This is a genomic window from Luteimonas suaedae (assembly GCF_008312895.1).
GTDB classification, from domain to species: domain Bacteria; phylum Pseudomonadota; class Gammaproteobacteria; order Xanthomonadales; family Xanthomonadaceae; genus Luteimonas; species Luteimonas suaedae.
This window is the reverse complement of sequence record NZ_VSSP01000016.1, coordinates 51074-71876: the sequence shown is the minus strand read 5'-3', so window position 1 is coordinate 71876 and position 20803 is coordinate 51074. Positions and strand designations below refer to the sequence as shown.

15 protein-coding genes are annotated in these 20803 nt (G+C 65.8%); 10 read left to right on the top strand and 5 right to left on the bottom strand.

Annotation, left to right across the window (positions count from 1 at the left end; all coding sequences use genetic code 11):
• The first annotated feature begins 87 nt into the window (after positions 1–87).
• Entirely contained in the window at positions 88–1338 is a 1251-nt protein-coding gene (gene tyrS / locus FXO19_RS17605; protein WP_149196423.1) for a tyrosine--tRNA ligase, read from the top strand.
• Positions 1339–1363: 25 nt separating this feature from the next.
• Positions 1364–1849: an MgtC/SapB family protein gene (locus FXO19_RS17600; protein ID WP_149196422.1), complete on the top strand. Its 486-nt coding sequence runs from the start codon at positions 1364–1366 to the stop codon at positions 1847–1849.
• Between the two features lie 174 nt (positions 1850–2023).
• Here FXO19_RS17600 and FXO19_RS17595 read toward each other — a convergent pair whose 3' ends face one another.
• Both FXO19_RS17595 and FXO19_RS17590 read right to left on the bottom strand, forming a co-directional pair.
• Positions 2024–3748 (bottom strand): M28 family metallopeptidase, encoded by a 1725-nt coding sequence (locus tag FXO19_RS17595; protein ID WP_149196421.1) that lies wholly within the window; start codon positions 3746–3748, stop codon positions 2024–2026.
• A 144-nt stretch (positions 3749–3892) separates the two neighbouring features.
• Positions 3893–4624 carry a DUF4097 family beta strand repeat-containing protein gene (locus FXO19_RS17590; protein ID WP_149196420.1) on the bottom strand — a complete coding sequence of 244 codons (732 nt, stop codon included), beginning with the start codon at positions 4622–4624 and terminating at the stop codon, positions 3893–3895.
• Positions 4625–4751: 127 nt separating this feature from the next.
• Here FXO19_RS17590 and gpmI point away from each other — a divergent pair, with 127 nt between their 5' ends.
• The 3 genes from gpmI to FXO19_RS17575 all read left to right on the top strand — a co-directional run bounded on the left by gpmI (position 4752) and on the right by FXO19_RS17575 (position 9225).
• Positions 4752–6290, top strand: coding sequence for a 2,3-bisphosphoglycerate-independent phosphoglycerate mutase (gene gpmI, locus FXO19_RS17585; RefSeq protein ID WP_255516490.1), 1539 nt, complete (start codon positions 4752–4754; stop codon positions 6288–6290).
• A gap of 5 nt (positions 6291–6295) precedes the next feature.
• Positions 6296–7495: a murein hydrolase activator EnvC family protein gene (locus tag FXO19_RS17580; RefSeq protein ID WP_149196419.1), complete on the top strand. Its 1200-nt coding sequence runs from the start codon at positions 6296–6298 to the stop codon at positions 7493–7495.
• A gap of 164 nt (positions 7496–7659) precedes the next feature.
• Positions 7660–9225, top strand: a complete 1566-nt coding sequence (locus FXO19_RS17575; RefSeq protein WP_149196418.1) for a S41 family peptidase — start codon at positions 7660–7662, stop codon at positions 9223–9225.
• A gap of 201 nt (positions 9226–9426) precedes the next feature.
• On the opposite strand, the gene FXO19_RS17570 is transcribed toward FXO19_RS17575, so the two are convergent.
• From FXO19_RS17570 to FXO19_RS17560, 3 genes are all read right to left on the bottom strand, one after another.
• Positions 9427–9948: a hypothetical protein gene (locus FXO19_RS17570; protein ID WP_149196417.1), complete on the bottom strand. Its 522-nt coding sequence runs from the start codon at positions 9946–9948 to the stop codon at positions 9427–9429.
• A 25-nt stretch (positions 9949–9973) separates the two neighbouring features.
• Positions 9974–10294, bottom strand: a complete 321-nt coding sequence (locus FXO19_RS17565; RefSeq protein ID WP_149196416.1) for a DUF1820 family protein — start codon at positions 10292–10294, stop codon at positions 9974–9976.
• A gap of 128 nt (positions 10295–10422) precedes the next feature.
• Positions 10423–11115, bottom strand: a complete 693-nt coding sequence (locus FXO19_RS17560; RefSeq protein WP_149196415.1) for a rhomboid family intramembrane serine protease — start codon at positions 11113–11115, stop codon at positions 10423–10425.
• A 217-nt stretch (positions 11116–11332) separates the two neighbouring features.
• Here FXO19_RS17560 and FXO19_RS17555 point away from each other — a divergent pair, with 217 nt between their 5' ends.
• The 5 genes from FXO19_RS17555 (at position 11333) to FXO19_RS17535 (ending at position 20785) form a co-directional block, all read left to right on the top strand.
• Positions 11333–12721, top strand: coding sequence for an OmpP1/FadL family transporter (locus FXO19_RS17555; protein ID WP_149196414.1), 1389 nt, complete (start codon positions 11333–11335; stop codon positions 12719–12721).
• 427 nt (positions 12722–13148) lie between these two features.
• Positions 13149–17780 (top strand): RHS repeat-associated core domain-containing protein, encoded by a 4632-nt coding sequence (locus FXO19_RS17550; RefSeq protein ID WP_187775837.1) that lies wholly within the window; start codon positions 13149–13151, stop codon positions 17778–17780.
• Between the two features lie 713 nt (positions 17781–18493).
• Complete coding sequence (locus FXO19_RS17545) at positions 18494–18748, top strand: hypothetical protein (RefSeq protein WP_149196412.1); 255 nt, start codon at positions 18494–18496, stop codon at positions 18746–18748.
• 270 nt (positions 18749–19018) lie between these two features.
• Positions 19019–19747, top strand: coding sequence for an energy transducer TonB (locus FXO19_RS17540; RefSeq protein WP_149196411.1), 729 nt, complete (start codon positions 19019–19021; stop codon positions 19745–19747).
• 501 nt (positions 19748–20248) lie between these two features.
• On the top strand, positions 20249–20785 hold the full coding sequence (locus FXO19_RS17535) for a TlpA family protein disulfide reductase (RefSeq protein WP_187775836.1): 537 nt from the start codon (positions 20249–20251) through the stop codon (positions 20783–20785).
• Positions 20786–20803: the final 18 nt, after the last annotated feature.

Genomic DNA, 20803 nt, shown 5'->3' with positions numbered 1-20803 from the left:
AGCCGCCTCGTAATTTTCATCGGCGCTCCGGTTAACATCCACTTAACCCATTTTTAGGAACTGTGTCGCATTCAGGTGCGCCCGCCCATGACCCGCGAGACTTCCGCCGTGCCAGATGCCCCTGCCGCCTCCGCGCAGACCGCCTTCGACCTGATCGCCCGCGGCGCCGACGAGATCCTCAAGGCCGAGGAGCTGCGCGCGCGCCTGGACCAGGCGCGGCCGCTGCGCATCAAGGCTGGCTTCGATCCCACCGCCCCCGACCTGCACCTGGGCCATACCGTGCTGCTGAACAAGATGCGGCAGTTCCAGGACCTCGGCCACACGGTGATCTTCCTGATCGGCGACTTCACCGGCATGATCGGCGACCCCAGCGGCAAGAACGTCACCCGCAAGCCGCTCACCCGCGAGGACGTGCTGGCCAACGCCGAGACCTACGCCGCCCAGGTGTTCAAGGTGCTCGACCGCGAACGCACCGAGGTGCGCTTCAATTCCGAATGGTTCGGGAAGATGGATGCCGCCGACATGATCCGGCTGGCGGCGCAGCACACCGTCGCGCGCATGCTCGAACGTGACGACTTCGCCAAGCGCTATGCCGGCCAGCAGCCGATCGCGATCCACGAGTTCCTGTATCCGCTGGTCCAAGGTTATGACTCGGTGGCGCTCGAGGCCGATGTCGAGCTCGGCGGTACCGACCAGAAGTTCAACCTGCTGATGGGCCGCGGCCTGCAGGAAGTGCATGGCCAGAAGCCGCAGGTGGTGCTGACGATGCCGCTGCTGGAAGGCCTGGACGGCGTGCAGAAGATGTCCAAGTCGCTCGGCAACTACATCGGCATCGACGAGCCGGCGATCGACATCGTCAACAAGACGATGAAGATCGGCGATGCGTTGATGTGGAAGTGGATCGAGCTGCTCAGCTTCGAGATCGGCGCGGTTGAAGCGCGGCGCCTGCGGCAGGAGGTCGAAGCCGGCCAGCTCAATCCGCGCGACGTCAAGCAGCGCCTGGCGCGGGAGCTGGCGGCGCGTTTCCACGATGCCGCCGCCGCCGCGACCGCGATCGCCGGCTGGGACGCCGCCGTGCGCGGACAGGGCGACACCGCGCTGCTGCCGTTGCAGGAAGTGGCGGTGCCGGCCGAGGGCCTGCGCGTGGCCGCCCTGCTGACCGCCGCCGGGCTCACGCCCAGCAATTCCGAGGCCAATCGCAAGCTCAGGGAGCGTGCGGTGAAGGTGGACGGTACGGTGGTCGAGGACGCGCAGCAGGTGTTCGCACCTGGGTTCGAAGGCGTGCTGGCGGTCGGCAAGCGCAATTTCGCTCGGGTACGCCTGATCACCACGTCATGACGGCAGCGGCGCGAAGCTGCGCGCCATGGACGATTTCACCGGGCAGTTCGGCGTCGTTGTCAGCATGGCCTACGCCATGCTGCTCGGCGGCCTGATCGGCTACGAACGCGAACTCAAGCGGCGGCCGGCGGGCTTCCGCACCCACATGCTCGTCGCCGGCGCGGCGGCGCTGCTGATCGGCATCGGCCAGCTGTCGGTGGTCGAGCGCGCCGCCGGGCAGGCGGCGGAGATCCTGCAGGTCGATCCGTTCCGCCTGGTCGAGGCGGTGATCGCCGGCGTGGCGTTCATCGGCGCCGGCACGATCTTCAGCCAGAGCCGCCGCGGCGGCGAAACGATCGCCGGCATCACCACCGCCGCCTCGCTGCTCATGGTGGCGGCGATCGGCGTGGCGGCGGGACTGGACTATTACCTGCTGGCGCTGATGACCACCGCGCTGGCGCTGTTCGTGCTGGTGGCGCTGTCGTTCTGGGAGCGCTGGCATATGGAGCGAGAAACGAGGAAAAAGGAGTGAGAAACGAGAGAAGAGCGAGCCGCCCCGACTCGTTTTCTCGCACCGCTTCCCTTCCGCGATTTCCGGACACGAAAAAAAGGCGCCCGTGGGCGCCGTTTCTGCAGTTGGGGAACGAGCGGAGAAAGACGATGAGAACGAGCAAAGGCAACCGACGCGGCCGCTTTCACTCATTCCTCACTCCTCTCGACTCGTTTCTCGCTCCCCCATCATCCGGTCGCGCGCGGCCTTGAACGGGTTGCCCTCGTACCAGTTCGGCCAGCGGTCGACGTCGTCGGCCAGCATGCGGCCGACGCCATACAGGGCGTCCAGGTCCTGGATCACGCCGGCCAGATTCCACTCCTCGCGGTAGACGTCGCCGGGCTGGTGGTAGCGCGAGGCGTAATCCTCGGTCGCCGCTTTTCCGGCGGCGGTGCCGCCTTCGACCAGGTCGTTGCCGCCCTTGGCGTACAGCGCCGGCACGCCGGCCTTGGCGAAGTTGAAATGGTCGGAACGGAAGTAATAGCCGCCGGCCGGGTTGCCTTCCTCCACCAGCACGCGCTGCTGCTCGTCGGCGAAGGTCTCGAGGATGTCCTCAAGCTCGGAGTTGCCCTTGCCGGTGACGACGAAGTCGCGCGACGGGCCGGCCACGCTCATGGCGTCGAGGTTGATCACCGCGACCGTCTTCTCCATCGGGAAGGTCGGGTGCGCCACGTAGTACTTCGAGCCGAGCAGGCCGGACTCTTCCAGCGTCACCGCCAGGAACGCCAGCGAGCGCTTCGGCGCCGGCGTCTCGCCAGCGAAGCGGCCGGCGATCTCGATGATGCCGGCGATGCCGGTGGCGTTGTCGACCGCGCCGTTGTAGATCTCGCGCGTGCCGTCGTCGCGCTCGTGCACGCCCAGGTGGTCCCAGTGGCCCATGTAGATCACCGTTTCGTCCGGGCGCTCGCTGCCGGGCAGCACGCCGATCACGTTGCGCGAGGACTTCTCGGTCACGGTGCTCTTCAGGTCGACCGACAGCGTCGCCTCGAGCGGCACCGCCTCGAAGCCGCGGCGGTTGGCGGCGCGGTACATCTCGTCCAGGTCGAGACCGGAGTCGGCGAACAGCTGCCGCGCGACCTCGCTGGTGATCCAGCCCTGTGCCGGCAGGCGCGGCTCCGGATCGTCCGCTGCGCGCAGGTCGAACTGCGCCCCCGACCAGGAGTTGCGTACCACGTCCCAGCCGTAGGAGGCGCCCTCGGTGTCGTGGATGATCAGGGCGGCGGCGGCGCCCTTGCGCGCGGCCTCTTCGTACTTGTAGGTCCAGCGCCCGTAGTAGGTCATCCGGTTGCCTTCGAACAGGTTGTCGTCGCCGGCGTGGAAGCCGGGATCGTTGACCAGGATGACCACGGTCTTGCCGGTGACGTCGACCCCGGCGTAGTCGTTCCAGTCCTGCTCCGGCGCATCGACGCCGTAGCCGACGAACACCAGTTCGCTGTCGGCGATATTCACCTGCGTCTCGCCGGTGCGGGTGCCGATCACCAGGTCGCTGCCGAACTGCAGTTCGCGCGCCTCGCCGTTGCTGTCCAGGCGCAGCACCGTGGATTCGTCGGCGGTGGTCTCGACCATCGGCACCGTCTGGTACCAGCCGCCGTCCTCGCCGCCCGGCTGCAGGCCGAGGCGCTCGTACTGGGCACGGATGTACTCGACGGTCTTTTCGCCGCCGGGCGAGCCGGGTGCGCGGCCCTCGAATTCGTCCGAGGCGAGGGTCTTCACCAACTCGCGGAAATCGGCTTCGTTGATCTCAGGAGAAAACGCGTGGGCATCGGCGGCGGGCGTGGTGTCTGCCTGCGGCGCGCCATCGGCGGTGTCGGCCGGGCGTTCGCCACCGCAGGCGGCCAGCGCCAGCGCGGCAGCCAGGCTGATCAGCAGGGGTCGTTGCATGCGGAATCTCCGTGACGGGAATCCGCGATTCTAGCCGAGAGCGAGGAGCTAGGAGTGAGAAACGAGGAGTGAGAAACGAGAGAAAGCGGCCGGCATTCTTGCCTTTACTCGTTTCTCACTTCTCACTCCTCACTTCTCGCTCCTTCAGTCATGCGGCGCCCGCGCGCCCGAATAGCGCACCGCCTCCGCGCCGCTGATGCGGCCGGTACGGGCGCTCTCGTGCACGTACAGGGTCACCTCGCGCTCGAATACCAGTTCGCCTTCGACCACTGCGTCGGGGCCGATGATCACGCGCGGTTTGCGCTTGTTGACGTTGACCAGGAACCAGCTCGAGTTCGGCTTGCGGATCCGCAGGCCGCCGCGCACGTGCGAGCCGACGCCGACGGTGACGTCGCCGCTGACGGTCTCGATGCCGCCCTCGAGATCGGTGTCGACCAGACCGATGCCGCCGCTGACGGTGCTGACGCTGCCGGCGACGGTGGTGCCGCGATCGAGGAAAATGCTGCCATTGACCGTTTCCGCGCTGCCGCCGATACGGCCGTCGCGTCCGCTGCGCAGATTGCCGCTGACAGTGCTGAGGCTGCGCGCGGTGACGCCATGGCCGAGGGTGATGCTGCCGTTGACCGTCTCCACGCCGCGCACCTCGGTGCGGTCGCCGATACGGATGGAGCCGTTGACCGTCTCCACGTCCTCGGCGCGGACGCCGTCGCCGATACGAATGCCGCCGTTGACCGTGCTCAGGTCGCCGTACTCGCGGCCGGCCTCGGCGGTCACGCTGCCGTTGACCTTGCTGATGTTCTCGCCCTCCGCGAGCGCCGGGGCGGCGGTCAGGGCGAGCAGGAGCGCGAGGGTGAGGCGGGCGGGGCGACGGGCCATGATGCGTCTCTCGTGTTGCGGCGTGGACTCAAGGATACCGGCGCCGGGCGCGCGGTTTCCGCTTGACCGTCAGCATGCGCCGGCTTCGCTACAATCGCATCTGTCCGAAGTCACGGGGTCCATCGTCGTGTCCGCAGCCGTCAAACGTCCGAAACCGGTCATCCTGCTGATCCTCGATGGCTGGGGCCATCGCGAAGATCCGCGCGACAACGCCCTGGCGCTGGCCGAAATCCCCAACTGGCGCCGCCTGTACCAGGCGCATCCGCACACCCTGATCCACACCGAGGGCCGTTTCGTCGGCCTGCCGGACGGGCAGATGGGCAATTCCGAGGTCGGGCACATGAATCTCGGCGCCGGGCGCATCGTCTACCAGGAGCTGACCCGGATCGATGCCGCGATCGAGGACCGCAGCTTCTTCGACAACGCCGAACTGGTCGCCGCCTGCGATGCGGCCGTTTCCGGGGGCGGCACGCTGCACCTGCTCGGCCTGCTCTCGCCCGGTGGCGTGCACAGCCACGAGTCCCACATCTTCGCCATGCTCGAGCTGGCGGCGCAGCGCGGGGTGCCGAAGGTCGCGGTGCATGCCTTCCTCGACGGCCGCGACACGCCGCCGCGCTCGGCCGCCGAGAGCCTGGGCGCGCTGCAGGCCAAGTGCGAGGCGCTCGGCAACGTCCGCATCGCCAGCGTCGGCGGCCGTTACTACGCCATGGACCGCGACAAGCGCTGGGAACGGGTGCGCAAGGCCTGGGACGCGATCGTCGAGGCCCAGGGCAAGCGCGCACCGGATGCAATGGCCGCGCTGCAGGCCGCCTACGCACGCGACGAGAACGACGAGTTCGTGCTGCCGACGGTCATCGACGGCGCCGAAGGCATCGCCGACGGCGACGCCGTGGTGTTCATGAATTTCCGCGCCGATCGCGCGCGCCAGCTCAGCGCCGCGTTCGTCGCGCCGGAGTTCGATGGCTTCGACACGCGCCGGCCGCGGCTCGCGCGCTTCGTCTGCCTGACCGAATATGACGCCACGTTGCCGGCACCGGTCGCCTTCGCGCCCGACCACCTGCCCAACACCCTGGGCGAGGTACTGGCCGCGCACGGCCTGACCCAGCTGCGCATCGCCGAGACCGAGAAGTACGCCCACGTGACCTTCTTCTTCAGCGGCGGGCGCGAGGAACCGTACGCCGGCGAGGAACGCATCCTGGTGCCGAGCCCGAAGATCGCCACCTACGACCTGCAGCCGGAGATGAGCTGCCCCGAGGTGACGTCGCGGCTGGTCGAGGCGATCGGCTCGGACCGGTTCGACGTGGTGATCTGCAACTTCGCCAATCCCGATATGGTCGGCCATACCGGCGACCTGCAGGCCGCGATCCGCGCCGTCGAGACGGTCGACCAGGCGCTGGGCGAAGTGGTGGAGGCGGCGCGCGCGAAGGGCGGCGAAGTGCTGGTGACCGCCGACCACGGCAACGTCGAGATGATGCGCGACCCGGAAACCGGGCAGCCGCACACCTCGCACACGGTCGGCCCGGTGGACCTGATCTACGTCGGCGATCGCGACGGCGGCCTGCGCGGTGACGGCGCACTGCGCGATCTGGCACCGACCATCCTGGATCTGCTCGGACTGGAGCAGCCGCAGGAGATGACCGGCCGGTCGCTGTTGCCGCCGCGCTGATTCCGATGACGATCCTGCGTCATGTGGTGCTCGCCGTGGCCCTGGCCCTGGCGGCGGCGCCGGTGGTTGCGCAGCAGCGCGAGGCCGAACGCCGGCTGCAGCAGGTCAAGCGTGAACTGGAAGGCGTCGCCAGCGAGCGCCGCAAGCTCGAAGGCCAGCGCGGCATGGCGACGCGCCAGCTGCGCGCCGCGGATGAGCGGGTCGCGGCCGCCACCCGCGCGCTGCGCGAGACCGAGGCCCTGCTCGAACGCGAGGAACTGGCACTGGCCGAACTCGGTGCGCGCCGCGACGAACTGCAGCAGCGCCTCGGCGCCCAGCGCGAGGAACTGGCCGGGCTGCTGCGCGCGGCCCACACCCTCGGCGATCACGCCGCGCTCAAGCTGCTTCTGGCGCAGGATCGCGTCGGCGACGCCAACCGCGCGCTGACCTATCACCGCTATCTGCAGCGCCAGCGCGCCGAACGCATCGGCACCCTGCGCGGCGAACTGACCGAACTGGACACCGTGGAGCGCGAGATCGACGAACGCACCGCGGCGTTGGCCGCGGCCAGGGAGCGCCAGCGCGAACAGCTGGCCGGGCTCGAGCGCGAGCGCGGCGAGCGCGCCGACACCGTCGCGCAACTCGAGCGGCGCCATGCCGATCGTCGTGAGCGCGAGCGGGCGCTGGGACGCGACGCCAAGGGACTCGAGCGCGTGCTGGCGCAGCTGCGCGAGGCCGCGGCGCGGGCGGCGGCCGCCGAGCGTGCCGCGGCCGCCCGCGCGCGCCGCGATGGTGATGACACCCGTCGGGCGCCGGCGCAGGTCGCGCGCGGCGCACCGATCCGGGTCGGCGGCCTCGGCTGGCCGCTGTCCGGCAACCTGCTGGCCGGATTCGGCGGCCGCATGCCGGACGGCCGCGCCAGCTCCGGCGTGCTGATCGCGGCGCCGGCCGGAACCGCGGTGCAGGCGGTCGCCGACGGCACCGTGGTGTTCGCCGAGTGGATGACCGGGTATGGCCTGATCGTGATCGTCGACCACGGCAATGGCCACATGAGCCTGTATGCGCACAACGACGCCTTGTTGCGCGAGGTCGGCGACCGCGTCGGCCGCGGCGATGCCGTCGCCAGCGTTGGCAACTCCGGGGGCCAGGGGCAGCCGGCGCTGTATTTCGAGCTGCGCCGCGACGGCAAACCGATCGACCCCGCGACCTGGCTGCAGAAACGCTGAACCGGCATCGGGTATCGGCAGCCGTACCGGGCGACCGCTGCCGGATCGCGAGCGGCATTCCGTTTCCATCCGTTTACCCGCCTCTTCCGGGGCGGGAGGCATAATCGGCTGAACCCGCGTCGCACCCTGCGGTCTGAGTCTCTCGCATCCCCCGGAGTCGTTTCATGCGTCGTTGCCTGTTGTTGTTCGCCGCCGCCGCCCTGTGGCTGGCGCCCCTGCATGCGCAGGAGCGCGCCGGTGACGTGGCGCCGGCGCCACCACCGCAGGCGTTGCCGGCGCCACCGGCATCCGACGACGCGTCCGAGACTGCGACACCGCCACCCGCCGCACAGGACCCGGAGCCAGCCGTGTCGCCGCCGTCCGCCGAGGAAGGCGAAGATGCGGAGCCGTCACCGGATGTCCCGGAAGGCGAGGATGAGGCAGCGGAACCGTCACCGGATGCCCAGGACCCGGCGCCGGCGGCTGCACCGCCCGACGAGCGCGAGCAGGCGCGCGCGGTCGCGCCGGGCACCGACCCCGATGCCGTCGAAAACGCCTCGTTGCGGGTGCCGTTGCAGGAGATCCGGCGCTATGTCGCGGTCTACAACGCGGTCAAGGAGGCCTATGTCGACCCGGTCGAGGACCGCAAACTGATGCAGTCGGCGATCCGCGGCCTGCTGCTGGATCTCGATCCGCACAGCGCCTATCTCGATCGCGACGACGCCGAGGCCTTCGACGAGAGCACCACCGGCGCCTACAGCGGCATCGGCGTGGAGGTGATGCAGCTGCCCGAGGGCAGCCTGCGCGTGGTGGCGCCGATCGACGACACCCCGGCCGCGCGCGCCGGCCTCCGCAGCGGCGACACCATCATCGCCGCCGACGGGGAGACGTTCACCCCGTCCAGCCACGAGGGCATCGGCCCCCTGCGCGGCGAACCCGGTACCTCGGTGCTGCTGACCGTGCTGCGCGAAGGCACGCCCGAGCCGCTGGAGATCCCGGTCGAGCGCGAGACCATCCGCGTGGCCAGCGTGCGCGGAAGGCTGCTGGAGCCCGGCTACGGCTACATCCGCATCAGCGCGTTCCAGGTCGACACCGCCGCCGACTTCCAGCGCACCCTGCGCGAGCTGCAGGAAAAAGGGCCGTTGCGCGGCCTGGTGCTGGACCTGCGCACCAATCCCGGTGGCCTGCTGACCTCGGCGGTGCAGATCGCCGACGACTTGCTCGACGAAGGCGTCATCGTCAGCACCCGCGGCCGCATCAGCATCAGCGATGCCGAATTCTCGGCCACGCCGGGTGATGTGCTCGACGGTGCGCCGGTGGTGGTGATCGTCGATGCCGGTTCGGCCAGCGCCTCCGAGGTGCTGGCCGGCGCGCTGCGCGACAATGGCCGCGCGCGCATCGTCGGCAGCCGCACCTTCGGCAAGGGCTCGGTGCAGACCCTGCTGCCGCTGGACAACGGCGACTCGGTGAAGCTGACCACGGCGCGCTACTACACTCCCAGCGGGCGCTCGATCCAGGCGCGCGGCATCGATCCGGACGTGGTGCTGGAACCGGAGAGCCGCCCTGCCGGGATCGCCCGCGACTATTCCGAGGCGGCGCTGCCCAGGCATCTGCGCGGCGACGAGGAAGGCCTGCCCGGCGACAACGCCGGCGACGTGCTCGACGGCGACGGCCCGATCGAGGCCGCGCTGGCGGAACTGAAGAAGCCGCTGCCGGCTCCGCCGCCGGTCGCCGCCGCCTCGACCCCGTAGGTGCTCCGCGCCGTGGCTTCGTAGGAGCGCGCCATGCGCGCGATGCCGCGGGGATCGGCTACAGGCATTTCGCCAGGACGCATGACTCACAAAGGGCGGGAATCGCCTCGTCTTGCAATTTCAACTCCCGCGGCATCGCGCGCATGGCGCGCTCCTACGGGTTTACGGCCGCGGTTGCATGACGCGGCAGCGCGGCCGGGCTCACTCGGCGATCAGCTTGCACTCGATCGCGACACCGTTGCGTACCGCCAGCGACAGCGCATCCTGGAACATGCCGCAGTCGAGCAGGTTGTCCTCGGAGGAGCGGCGTCCGGAATAGACGTTGATCAGCAGCTGCGGACGGCCGCGTTCGACCAGCTCGAGCTGCGCCGGATCCAGCGCCACCGGCGGGAACTCGGCGGTGCCGGCGCCTTCCAGTTCGACCTGCTGCCGATGCAGCGTCAACCATGGATTCTCGGTGCCCGGCAATCCGCGCTGCTGGGCGGCGACGGTGGGATAGCCGAAGTAGTCGGCCGCCACGATCACGCTTTCGCCGGTGGTGGCCAAGGTGCGGGCGGCGGTTTCGGACAGGGTAACGACGACCTCGAAGCCGTTGGCGCCGCCAGCCACCGCCGCCGGCGCGGGCGGTGCTTCGGCGTCGGTGGCGGGCGTTCGGCCGCGCTCGCAGCCGGCTAGCGGCAGGACGGCCAGGGCGATTGCGAACATGGTGCGGCGAATCGACATGGCGGTCTGGTCCTGGTGGGGCGGGTCAGCGTGGCTTGGCGGGTAGAGGGAACGGCGTGACGACCTTCTCGCCGGAGCCGGCGTCGCGGATCGCCGACTGGCCCTTCTTCTCGACTTCCTCGATGCGCAGGATGCTCTGCATCGGCAGATGCAGCACCCGGGTCGCGCCGAACTCGTCGCGCAGCCGCTCCTCGGTCGGGTCCACCACCACGCCGTCGTGCACGTCGAACACCAGGTCCGCGACCTCGGTGAACCCCCACAGGCTGCCGCTCTGCACGCTGCGCGCATACAGCTCGTAGATCTTGCCGTGGCTGAGAAAGCTGATCTTGTAGAGCGGCTTGGCCATGCCCCGATTATATTCCCGTGATTGGTGATTAGTGATTGGTGATTCGCAAGAGCGGGTCGGCGGCAGCGGTCCGGTCCCGGCCGGCCGCTTTTTCCAATCACTAATCACTAATCACCAATCACGGCTCCTCAATAGCCCTGCCGCTTGCGCAGGCGCCGCGCGATCGCCCCGCGCGAGGCCAGCGCGAACGTCGCGCCGAACACGAAGCCGCCGGCGTGCGCCGCCCATGCCACCGTGCCGAAAGCCGGGCCGATATAGGCGAACACCACCTGCAGCAGCGCCCAGATGCCGATCAGCAGCGATGCCGGCGCGCGCACGAATTCCAGGAACAGCCCCAGCGGCAGCACCACACCCAGCCGCGCGCGCGGGAACAGCGCCAGGTAGGCGCCGATGATCGCCGACACCGCGCCGCTGGCGCCGATGATCAGCCGGTCCGGCGCGCCGATCGCCAGCGCGGCGATGAAATTGGCGAACGCGCCGCCGAGCAGGAACAGCGTCAGGAACCGCCACGGCCCCATCACCCGCTCCGCCGGCAGCCCGAAGATCAGCAGGAACACCAGGTTGCCGACCAGGTGCGCCCAGTCGGCATGCAGGAACAGCGCGCTCAGCAATCGGATCCAGCGCTCGGCCTCCGACCAGGAACGCCACAGGTCGGTCGGCGCCAGGCCGCCGCTCAGCGCACCCCATTCCAGCAGCAGGTCGTGCTGCACGCTGTCCGGCCGCATGCTGGCCCAGAAGTAGGCCAGCCACAGCAGCGCGCACAGCGTCGGCGTCGCCCAGCGGAAGCCGGGCTGCGTGCGGGTGGGAATGGATACGAACATACCGGCCGGGTCCGGGGCGCGCGAATCGGCAACGATACCGGTTCAGCATGGCCGGCGGCGATCCGTGCCGCACGTCCCGCGACCACACGCCCGGGTACGGTATAGTGCGCCCGGCGCCGCGGTCGGGAGGGCTTCCGATGCAGGACGTAGGGCCGGGACAGGCCCACGCACGTTGCGGCGCGACAAACCATAAAAAGTCATCGGAGACTACCGAGCAATGTATACCCATCCCCGCATCCTCAAGATTTCCGCCCTGACGCTCGGCGTCGCCGGCGTGCTGGCCGTCGCTGGCCAGGTCCATGCCTCCGCGTTCGAACTTCGGGAAAACAGCGTCAAGGCCCAGGGCCGCGCCATGGCCGGTTCCGCTTCCGCCAAGGGCGACGCGTCCGTGGTCGTCAACAACCCGGCGCTGATGTCGACCTTCGAGCAGAAGACCGTGCAGGGCGACGTCACCGCGATCGACCTGTCGTTCGAGTTCAACGGTGGCGGCAGCGCGGCCGCCGGCAGCCCGCTGCAGCAGCCGCTGACCGGTGGCGACGGCGGCGATGCCGGCGGCGTGACCCCGGTGCCGGCGATGTCCTTCATCCTGCCGCTCAGCGATCGTTTCGAGTATCTGACGCTGGGCGCCATGGTCAGCGCGCCGTTCGGGCTGAAGACCGAGTACGACACCGACTGGGTCGGCCGCTATCACGCGGTCGAGTCGGACGTGCGCATCGTCGACCTGACGCTCTCGGCCGCCGTCGACATCACCGACCGTTTCTCGGTCGGTTTCGGCGCCGTGATCGAGCGTGCCGACGTCACCCTGTCCAACGCCATCGACTTCGGCAGCTCGCTGTGCGCCAACCCGGCCACCCAGCCGCTGTGCTTCCAGCCCGACCCGGTCAACGGTCCGTACGGGCCGCAGAAGAACGACGGCTTCGTCTCGATCGAGGGCGACGACACCAACCTCGGCTGGATCGGCGGCCTGAACTTCCGCCCGACCGACCGCGTGTCGCTGGGCTATGCCTACCGCTCCGAGATCAAGCACGAGATCAGCGGCAGCGCCGACTTCACCGTGCCGTCGAACGTCACTCCGATCCTCGCCGGCACCGGCCAGTTCGTCGACACCGGTGGCGGCGCGCGCCTGGTGCTGCCGAGCACCCACACCTTCAGCGGCACCTGGCAGGCGACCGACCAGCTTTCGCTGATGGCCGAGGCCGCGCTGACCGGCTGGAGCTCGATGGAGGAAGTGCGCATCCAGTTCGAGAACCCGGCGCAGCCGGACTCGGTCGAGGACTACAACTGGCACGACAGCTGGTTCTATACGATCGGTGCCGAGTACGCGATCAACGACCGCTTCACCCTGCGTGGCGGCATCGGTCGCGACGAATCGCCGATCGCCTTCCAGCACCGCACCCCGCGCATGCCCGACCAGGACCGCAACTGGTACGCGATCGGCCTGACCTGGGCGGCCTCGGACCAGTTCGAGCTCAGCGCGGCCTACACCCGCATCCAGATGGCCGACGACCCGGAGGTCGATATCGTCTCCAGCAGCGGCTCGCGCCTGACCGGCAGCTACGACGGCGGCGCCAACCTGTTCGGCGTCTCGGCGCAGTACCGGTTCTGATCCAGCGCGTTATGCGATCAAAGAGCCCCGCTCCGGCGGGGCTTTTTCTTTCAGGGCCTCACGTCGTCAAGAGCGCAAATAAACACTTGACTTTCGAATTCTGGTCCGCCGATAGTCGGCTTGACATGGACGGTTGCGCAGGCGATGCCGCCATGAACTGCCAGGGGGAAGGATCATGGCTCAGAGCACGCCGTTTGCAAGGGAAGAATCCATCGGCTCGCGAATTAACGTTGCATCAGCAGAGTCGCGGATAGGTAAGAGTGCCGCGTTCATATCTTGGCTTTCCAGTTCTAATTCTGGGATGAGCAGAACATCGATCAGCGGTCTACTGCTGGTCGCGGCGCTTCTACTCGGAGCGTACCCGCTCGATGCAGAGGCTCAGCGATACGTATGCCAAACTGGTACTGCCGGCGCTCGCGGCGAAGCCATGAGCAGGGCCATAGACTGCTGGTGGCAATACGAAGTCGACGGTCTTTTTGGTGTTCCTCCCGGTGGAGATGGAAACCTATGGTGGGGTGACATCGGGGGCGGAGGGTCAATCCGTAATCCCGGAGCTAAGGAGCAGCCGACGGCGGAAAACAAGGATGCGCACGTCGATTGCGAGAATTCCAGCGGGAATCCGATCATCTACTCCACCGGAAACAAGGTGGAGCCGGAGAGCGATTTCACGGCTTCCGATGAAATGGGTCTGCATCTGACGCGGATCTACAACCACTACTGGACAGGCAAAGGCCTGTTCGGCAAGCACTGGCTGAGCAGCTTCGATTACACGCTCACGCGACAGACGACAGGAGGACAGGACCTCCTGTGGGCGCAGCGGCCCGACGGTCGGCGAATCAAGTTCGTGCGCGTGCCGGGGCAGAACCGATGGAACGAGGACAAGGCGGCGTCGGTCGCCTATATCACATTGGCCGGCGAGGTCTACACGCACCATACGGCAGACTACTTGGTCGAGCGCTACAATAGCTACGGCTACATCCTGGACCTCAAGAACCGGCACGGCGTCGGCTGGACCTTCAGCTACAGCAGCAATTACCTGCAGACCGTCACCCATACTTCTGGAAGCAAGGTTCAGTTCACCTGGTCCAACGGGCAGTTGGTCCGCGTGACGGACCCTGCCGGCAACCCGTACAACTACACCTACAGCGCTCATGCACTGGGTGCCAGCCGGCACAGGCTAGCCACCACCACCCTTCCCGGGTCGCCCGCAACGAAGATTACCTATCATTACGAAGACAGCCGCTTTCCCGGCGCGTTGACAGGCAAATCATTCAACGATGTCCGTTATTCGACCTTCGCCTACGATTCCGCGGGTCGCGCCATCAGCAGCGAGCATGCCGGCGGCGTGGACAAGTACACCTTCAGCTACGAAGTCGAAGGCGGCACGCCTCCGTCACCTCCGCCCCCGCCACCCCCACCCGGAGCCGAGTGCGATCCCGCCACCGGCCTTTGCACGGAACCCAGGAGTATTGGCGGGCCAGGGTCGATGATCGTAGCTGGAGGCGCAGGCGATCCTGTCACCAATGCCAGCGCTTCGACCGCCTCGGCCGGCAGCATCCGTCGGGTCGTGGAAACCAATCCGCTGGGCAAGCAGACCACCTACGAGTTTGAAAACGGCAAGCTCGCGTCGGTCCTCGGGCATCCATCGACGCATTGTCCACTGACCACCACCAAGCTCAACGTCTACGACAGCAACGGCTATCCGCTGGCCAGCGAGGACCACAACGGCAACCAGGCCCAATTCAAGTACAACGCCAAGGGGCAGCTGTTGGAAAAGCGGGAGGCGGCGGGCACCGCGGCCGAGCGCCTCACGACCTATGCCTGGGACCCTACCCACAACCGCATCACGCGTGAAACGCTCGCTGGCCAGTACGAAACCACCTATGCCTACGACAGCAATCAGCGGCTGGTATCGGTGACCACCAAGAACTTGAGCCAGAACGGCATCGCCAGCCAGACGCGCAAGACCACCTACGCCTATACGACCCACGCCAACGGCATACTGGCCACGGTAACGATCGACGGCCCGCTGCCCGGCGCCGGAGATTCTGTCGTCCACGCATTCGGAACCACAGGATTACCCACCAGCGTCCGCAATGGCTTCGGCCACCAGACTACTTACCAGAACTACAACGGACTCGGCCTGCCCGGCAAGGTGACCGGCCCGAACGGTGACGTGACCGAGTACACCTACGATGGGCGTGGGCGGGTCACCCGGGTCCGGACTTATCCCAATGGGACTGCCGCGGATACTTCCTATGCGTACGACGCCGCGGGATTGTTGGCCCGTGTCACCACGCCGGATGGGCACTACCGCGAATACGCCTATGCGGCGAACCGGCGCCTGACGTCGATTCGCGAGCCCGAGGGCGGCGACGACTATGCCGCGATTCGATACGCCTATGACGCCATGGGCAATGTCACCCGCACCGAGGTCTATCGCGATACCTGGGTACCCGTCGACAACGCGCAGTTCGTGAGCCAGGCCGTGCCCAATCCGATGACGCGCGGGCAGAGCTACTCGGTCACGGTGCGCATGAAGAATACCGGCGACACCACCTGGAGCACCTCCGGCGGCTACCAGCTGGGGTCGCAGAACCCGGCCAACAACAGCACATGGGGACGCAACCGGGCGGGATTGCCCGGCAACGTGGCGCCGGGCGGCACCGCGACCTTCAATTTCAGCGTGACGGCGCCGTCCACGACCGGCAGCTACAACTTCCAGTGGCGCATGCTCAAGGGCTCGAGCTGGTTCGGATCGAGCTCGCCCAATGTGGCGGTCTCGGTGGCGAACCCGGCGCCGCCACCGCCGCCGCCGTGCGAGCCGAATCCGGTCACGGGCGTCTGCGACGATCCGGTGTTCCTGCCCGGAGATAGGCAGGAGATCGCCAGCGATGACGGTCCGGACGCCACGCCGGCCGGGACGGTCAGCACCCTGCTGTACCGCACCTACACCGACTACGATGAACTCGGCCGCGTACGCCGGCAACGCGGCAACAACGGCCAGAGCGTCACCTACACCTACGACGGCAATGGCAACGTCAGGACCGTCAAGGACGCGCTCGGGCATACCACGACCTACACCTACGACGCGCTCGATCGTCTGGTCCAGATCAAGGATGCGATGGCCAAGTACACCAAGTTTGAATACGACGCGGCCGGCCGCCTGACCAAAGTCACCGATCCGCGCGGCAAGCCCACCACCTACGTCCATGATGGCTTCGGCCAGCTGTGGGCGCAGGCTAGCCGCGATACCGGCACCACCACCTTCGAGTACGATTCGTACGGCCGCCGGACCAGGATGACCCGGGCCGACGGCACCGTCACCACCTACGGCTACGACAGCATGGGCCGGGCGATCTCCGTCCAGGCAGGTGGCCAGACCCAGAGCTTCGCCTACGACAGCTGCAGCAACGGCAAGGGCCGGCTGTGCCAGGTCGTCGATCCCTACGGGCAGATCGATTACACCTACACGCCGGAAGGCCTACCCGTAACCCGGCAGCAGAAGATCGGCAACGCCGGCTTCGACCAGAGTTATGCCTACGACAACATGGGGCGGCTGACCGGCATCAGCTATCCCAACAATGTCGCCGTGGGGTATGGCTATCGCTACGGTCGGGTCAGGGCGGTCACCGCGACGATCAACGGCGCCACCCACACGATAGCCAACAACATCGATTATCGGCCGTTCGGGCCGATGGCAGGGCTGAATTACGGCAACGGCCTTGCCCATACCCGCGCCTATGACATTGATGGACGGTTGACCGGCATCTACACCAAAAACGGTTCCACCAACGTGCAGAGCCTGGACTACCTGTACGACATGAATGATCGCATCACTCGCATGACGGTCGGTACCAACAGCAACTTGACCCAGAACTATACCTACGACCCGCTGGACCGGCTGCTGGGTTCAGACGGCGGATACAGTTACGCCAAGCAATCGTTCACTTGGGATGCCAATGGCAATCGGCTGGAACAGATCCGCGACGGAAGCCTTACCAGCCATGCGACCGATACGGCCAGCAATCGATTGCTGAGCTTGTCGGGGGGGCTCACCCGGACGCTGTACTACGACGCCAACGGCAACATGACCCGGCAAGGGAGCAATATCCAGACTTACACGTACGATCCGTTCAACCGGTTGAACACCGTGACCGACTCCAACGGGGTCAGGACGATCTACTGGGTCAATGCTCTCGGCCAGCGGGTCTACAAGACGCAGGGCTCGCCGAAGAATGCCTTCTATGTCTATGGCCCGGGCGGCAAGCTGATGGCGGAAAGGGGTGGGATTACCTCCGGCGGTGCCCATTACTGGCGCCACTACATCTGGCTGGGTGGCGAGTTGCTGGGCTTTGCCGATGGCAGCGCCAAGCACTATGTCCACAACGACCATCTGGGGCGGCCCGAGCACGTGACTAACCAGAGCAAGGCCAGGGTCTGGCGGGCGAACAACTACGCCTTCGATAGCACCACTGGACAGAACGACCTGGGCGGCGTCGGCAGCCTGAACATCCGCTTCCCGGGTCAGTACTTCGATGCCGAGTCGAACTTGTACCACAACGGCTTCCGCGACTATGAACCGTTCACGGGACGTTATCTCCAGTCTGATCCGATCGGATTGGCAGGTGGGCTCAACACGTATGCCTATGTGGAGGGAAATCCAGTTTCGAACACGGACCCATTGGGACTTCAAGGCAGCCCGTTCCCTCAGTACGGCTACGACCACCAGCACTTGATCAATCATGGAGCAGCTCAACATGCAGTCAGCGACGCAACTAGGAATGCTGATTACCGGGGTGCGGCGCTTGACATAGGCAGGCGCGGCGGGCAGTTCGGCGCATGCGTTTTGAAATGTGTTCTTGGTGAGTTCATCGGCAGGAATGCGACGGAGGTCGTGATGAATGTGCACACGGAAGCTGCGATGAAGGGACTAGAACATGGATTGAGGGAAGCCGGCGAGAAGTGCGCGAGCAAATTAGTCGGCGGAGTAGGTATTCTCGGAACCTTCTCCGATTCTGCTAAGTCAGGTTGGTGCGCAGCAGGTTGTTTGAACTAAATGAACATGAAGCCGCCAGTGAGTCTAATAGGAGTAGCTTGTATTGCAGTAGCAATACTTATGCTCGTGGCTAACAGAATGTACCGAACAGCGAATCGAAACGGGATTAGTTTCTTCTCCGTCGAGGCCTTCACCCAGAGTTGGCCGTATTGGGTTGGCGCGGGATTCGGGGTAATCTTCTTGCTGGTGTGGTATATGCGGAGAAAGTAGCAAGTTGCGCGAATAGGGAATGGGCGTAGCGAAGCCCGACATCTATGCCTATGTGGGTGGAAATCCGATCCGTTGGGTTGATCCGCTGGGTTTGCAATCGACTAATGAATGGGTTGAAGGCCAGATGGGGAACAACCCAGAGAACGGATCTCTTAGTGGTGCAATGGGTCGTGACGCACTACAAGGATGGGCAAACTCGTTTAGAGATCTTGGGAACGTAAGCTTGCGAATGGGAGGGTGCACACTCGCTTGCGGGGCGGATGCGGTAGTGGGTACTAGCTTTGAATCGGTCGCGAAGAATGCAGGGCAATACTCCGCATTCAAGGGCGCAGAATTGGGAGCAAAGCAGTTTATTTCTGATATTGCTGATGCATGCATGTCGGTCAAAGCTGACAAGTTTGCAGTCAAGGCTGCAGCCCGAGTAACTCCGGTCGTAAATGTGGGTTCAACGGTGCTTATGACGTATCAATTCGGCTCATGCGTCATGAGATGTGGGATGTAACATGGCCAAGAAGGTTGCGATATTGATATCTGGGGTTCTGGTTTCTTTGCTGATTTTCCTTGGGTCAGCACTTAGGCATTCAAATGTTAGCGGCGAACCTTTTCTGTCCGAGAAGAATCTTGTAGGCGCAGTCCCCGTGTTCTTGGTTGTTCTCCTAGTAATGGCCGCTGCGTTCCTGATTCCTTGGGAGGAACTGGGGCAAAAGAATGAGAATAAGGATGAGGTTAAGCGAGGAAACGAGAAGTCGGAACCATAGCCCCACGTTTGGGTCTGTAAAACGAGCTACGTAACCTCGGTTTTCACAGTGCCCTCAGTCATGTGCTCCTCGCCGAACGTCATCTGGAAGCTCTGCAGGGTCACTTCTGCCCCAAGGAAGCTTCTCGCCATGAAGAGTCGAAGGTCAATGAGGAACAGATCGCGCCCGCCCATGGCCGTTCTCTTTAGCATGCCGACATATGCATGTATATAATCAATAGAGCCAAGGAAGTTCAGTTCATGTGCGAATTATTAAAAAGAGAGGGGCGCCATGATATTTCGCTATCTTGTCGTGCTGCTGGTCGCCGGATGCTGCTGCCTCGCCGCGTCGGCGTCGCCGAAGGGCGATCTGATGGAATTGTGGGTCAAGGCAGACATCGTCATCGATGAGTCCGGCCGCGTCACGGCGCTCGCATGGCACAACCTGCACCCGGAGCAGGATCTGATCGCCGGTCGGCTCGGATCTGTCGTGAAGCGATTTGAGTTCGAGCCCGGCAAGGTGGACGGCCAGACTGTTGAAACGCGCACGGGGCTCACACTCCAGGTGATCGGCGAGGATGCCGGCGACGGTACGGTCTTGCTGCGCATCGGCAGCGCAAGGACCGGCGCTCTTGTTGACACCATGTCGGCGCCTAGGTATCCCAGCGCTGCGCTCAGGTCCGGAGTCAGCGCTCATGTCGTCGCGGACGTCAATGTCGACGTTACCGGCAGGGCGGAACTTGTCGGTACGACGTTCACCGGCAGCGCTGGCAACGGCTACCGCCATCTGTTCGAACGCGAGGTGGCGCTATCGGTGAAAGGGTGCCGCTTTGCTCCCGAACAGGTCGCGGGGCGTGCCATTCCGGCGCGCATGCAGATCCCATTCGAGTTCTGTGTCGAGTTGGCGGGCTGGTGCGAGGCACAATGGACCGCCAGGTTGGAGGCAATGCCGGCCGGTGTCCCTGTCGCTCTGGACAGTGCCGTGGCATTGAAGACGGATTTCCGATCGCTGGAGATTTGATTCGACACGATGAATAACAATCCGGTCAACTTCGTCGACGGATACAAACATGACTCGGTGGTGGGGTTTAAATCCATTCCGAGCCCGGATGTCAAGCCGGCTAGGTACAAGAATCCTTTGGAAAGAGGACGATTGCAGACTCCGGCACCTATTGGATCCCGGCCTTGCCGAATCGATCATCGTCGGTCAGATCGATGGCGTGGTCGGGGATGAGGCATCCGGCTATGCCATACGCGGCTGGGCCTGCTCCACCTACATGTAACGCCTCGATCAATGCGCACTGCGGGCGGTCTAGCCGGTTCGGGAATCGGGGTGGGAGCATACCCGGCCAACGATGCCAGTGAAGCGGCGGTAGCCAAGGACCTGCCGCGCGCGGGGCTCAGCCTTGGTGTTTGACGATAGCGCGATCCTGTCATGCGAGCGATCCGGACGGAGAAGGTGCAAGATCCACCAATGGTCATGACAGGGGCACAGATGAGCGGGAGATCGGCAATCGGCCACATGGTCGGGGTGGTGGTGGGCTGCCTTCTTGCAGCGTCGGCCCACGCGGCGCCGGCGATCGGCGAGGAGCCGCCGGATCTGCTGGGGAAGACGCCGCAGGGTGAAGAGGTGCGTATCAGCGACCGCCTCGGCAAGGTGGTGGTGGTGAGCTTCTGGGCGTCGTGGTGCGGCTATTGCTGCAAGCAGTTGCCTGTGCTGGAGGCCCTGCAGCAGGCGGCGGGGCACGAGCGGATGGACGTGGTGGTGGTCAACTTCAAGGAGTCGCCGCGGACCTATCGGACGCTCCTGCGCCAGCTGAGGAAGCTGACCGTGACCATGACCCATGACCGCGATGGCGCCATCTCCGATGCGTTTGGCGTGCAGGCGGTGCCGCGGCTGTTCATGATCGACAGAGCGGGACGGCTCGCCTATACGCACAACGGCTATTCCGAATCTTCGATCCAGGAGATCGCCGAGGCTGCCGACCGGTTGTTGGCGTCGGCGCCCGGGTCAACGGGTGCGTCGGAAGCGGCGGTGCGGAAGCAGACGCTGCGATAGACTGCACGCGCACCGACC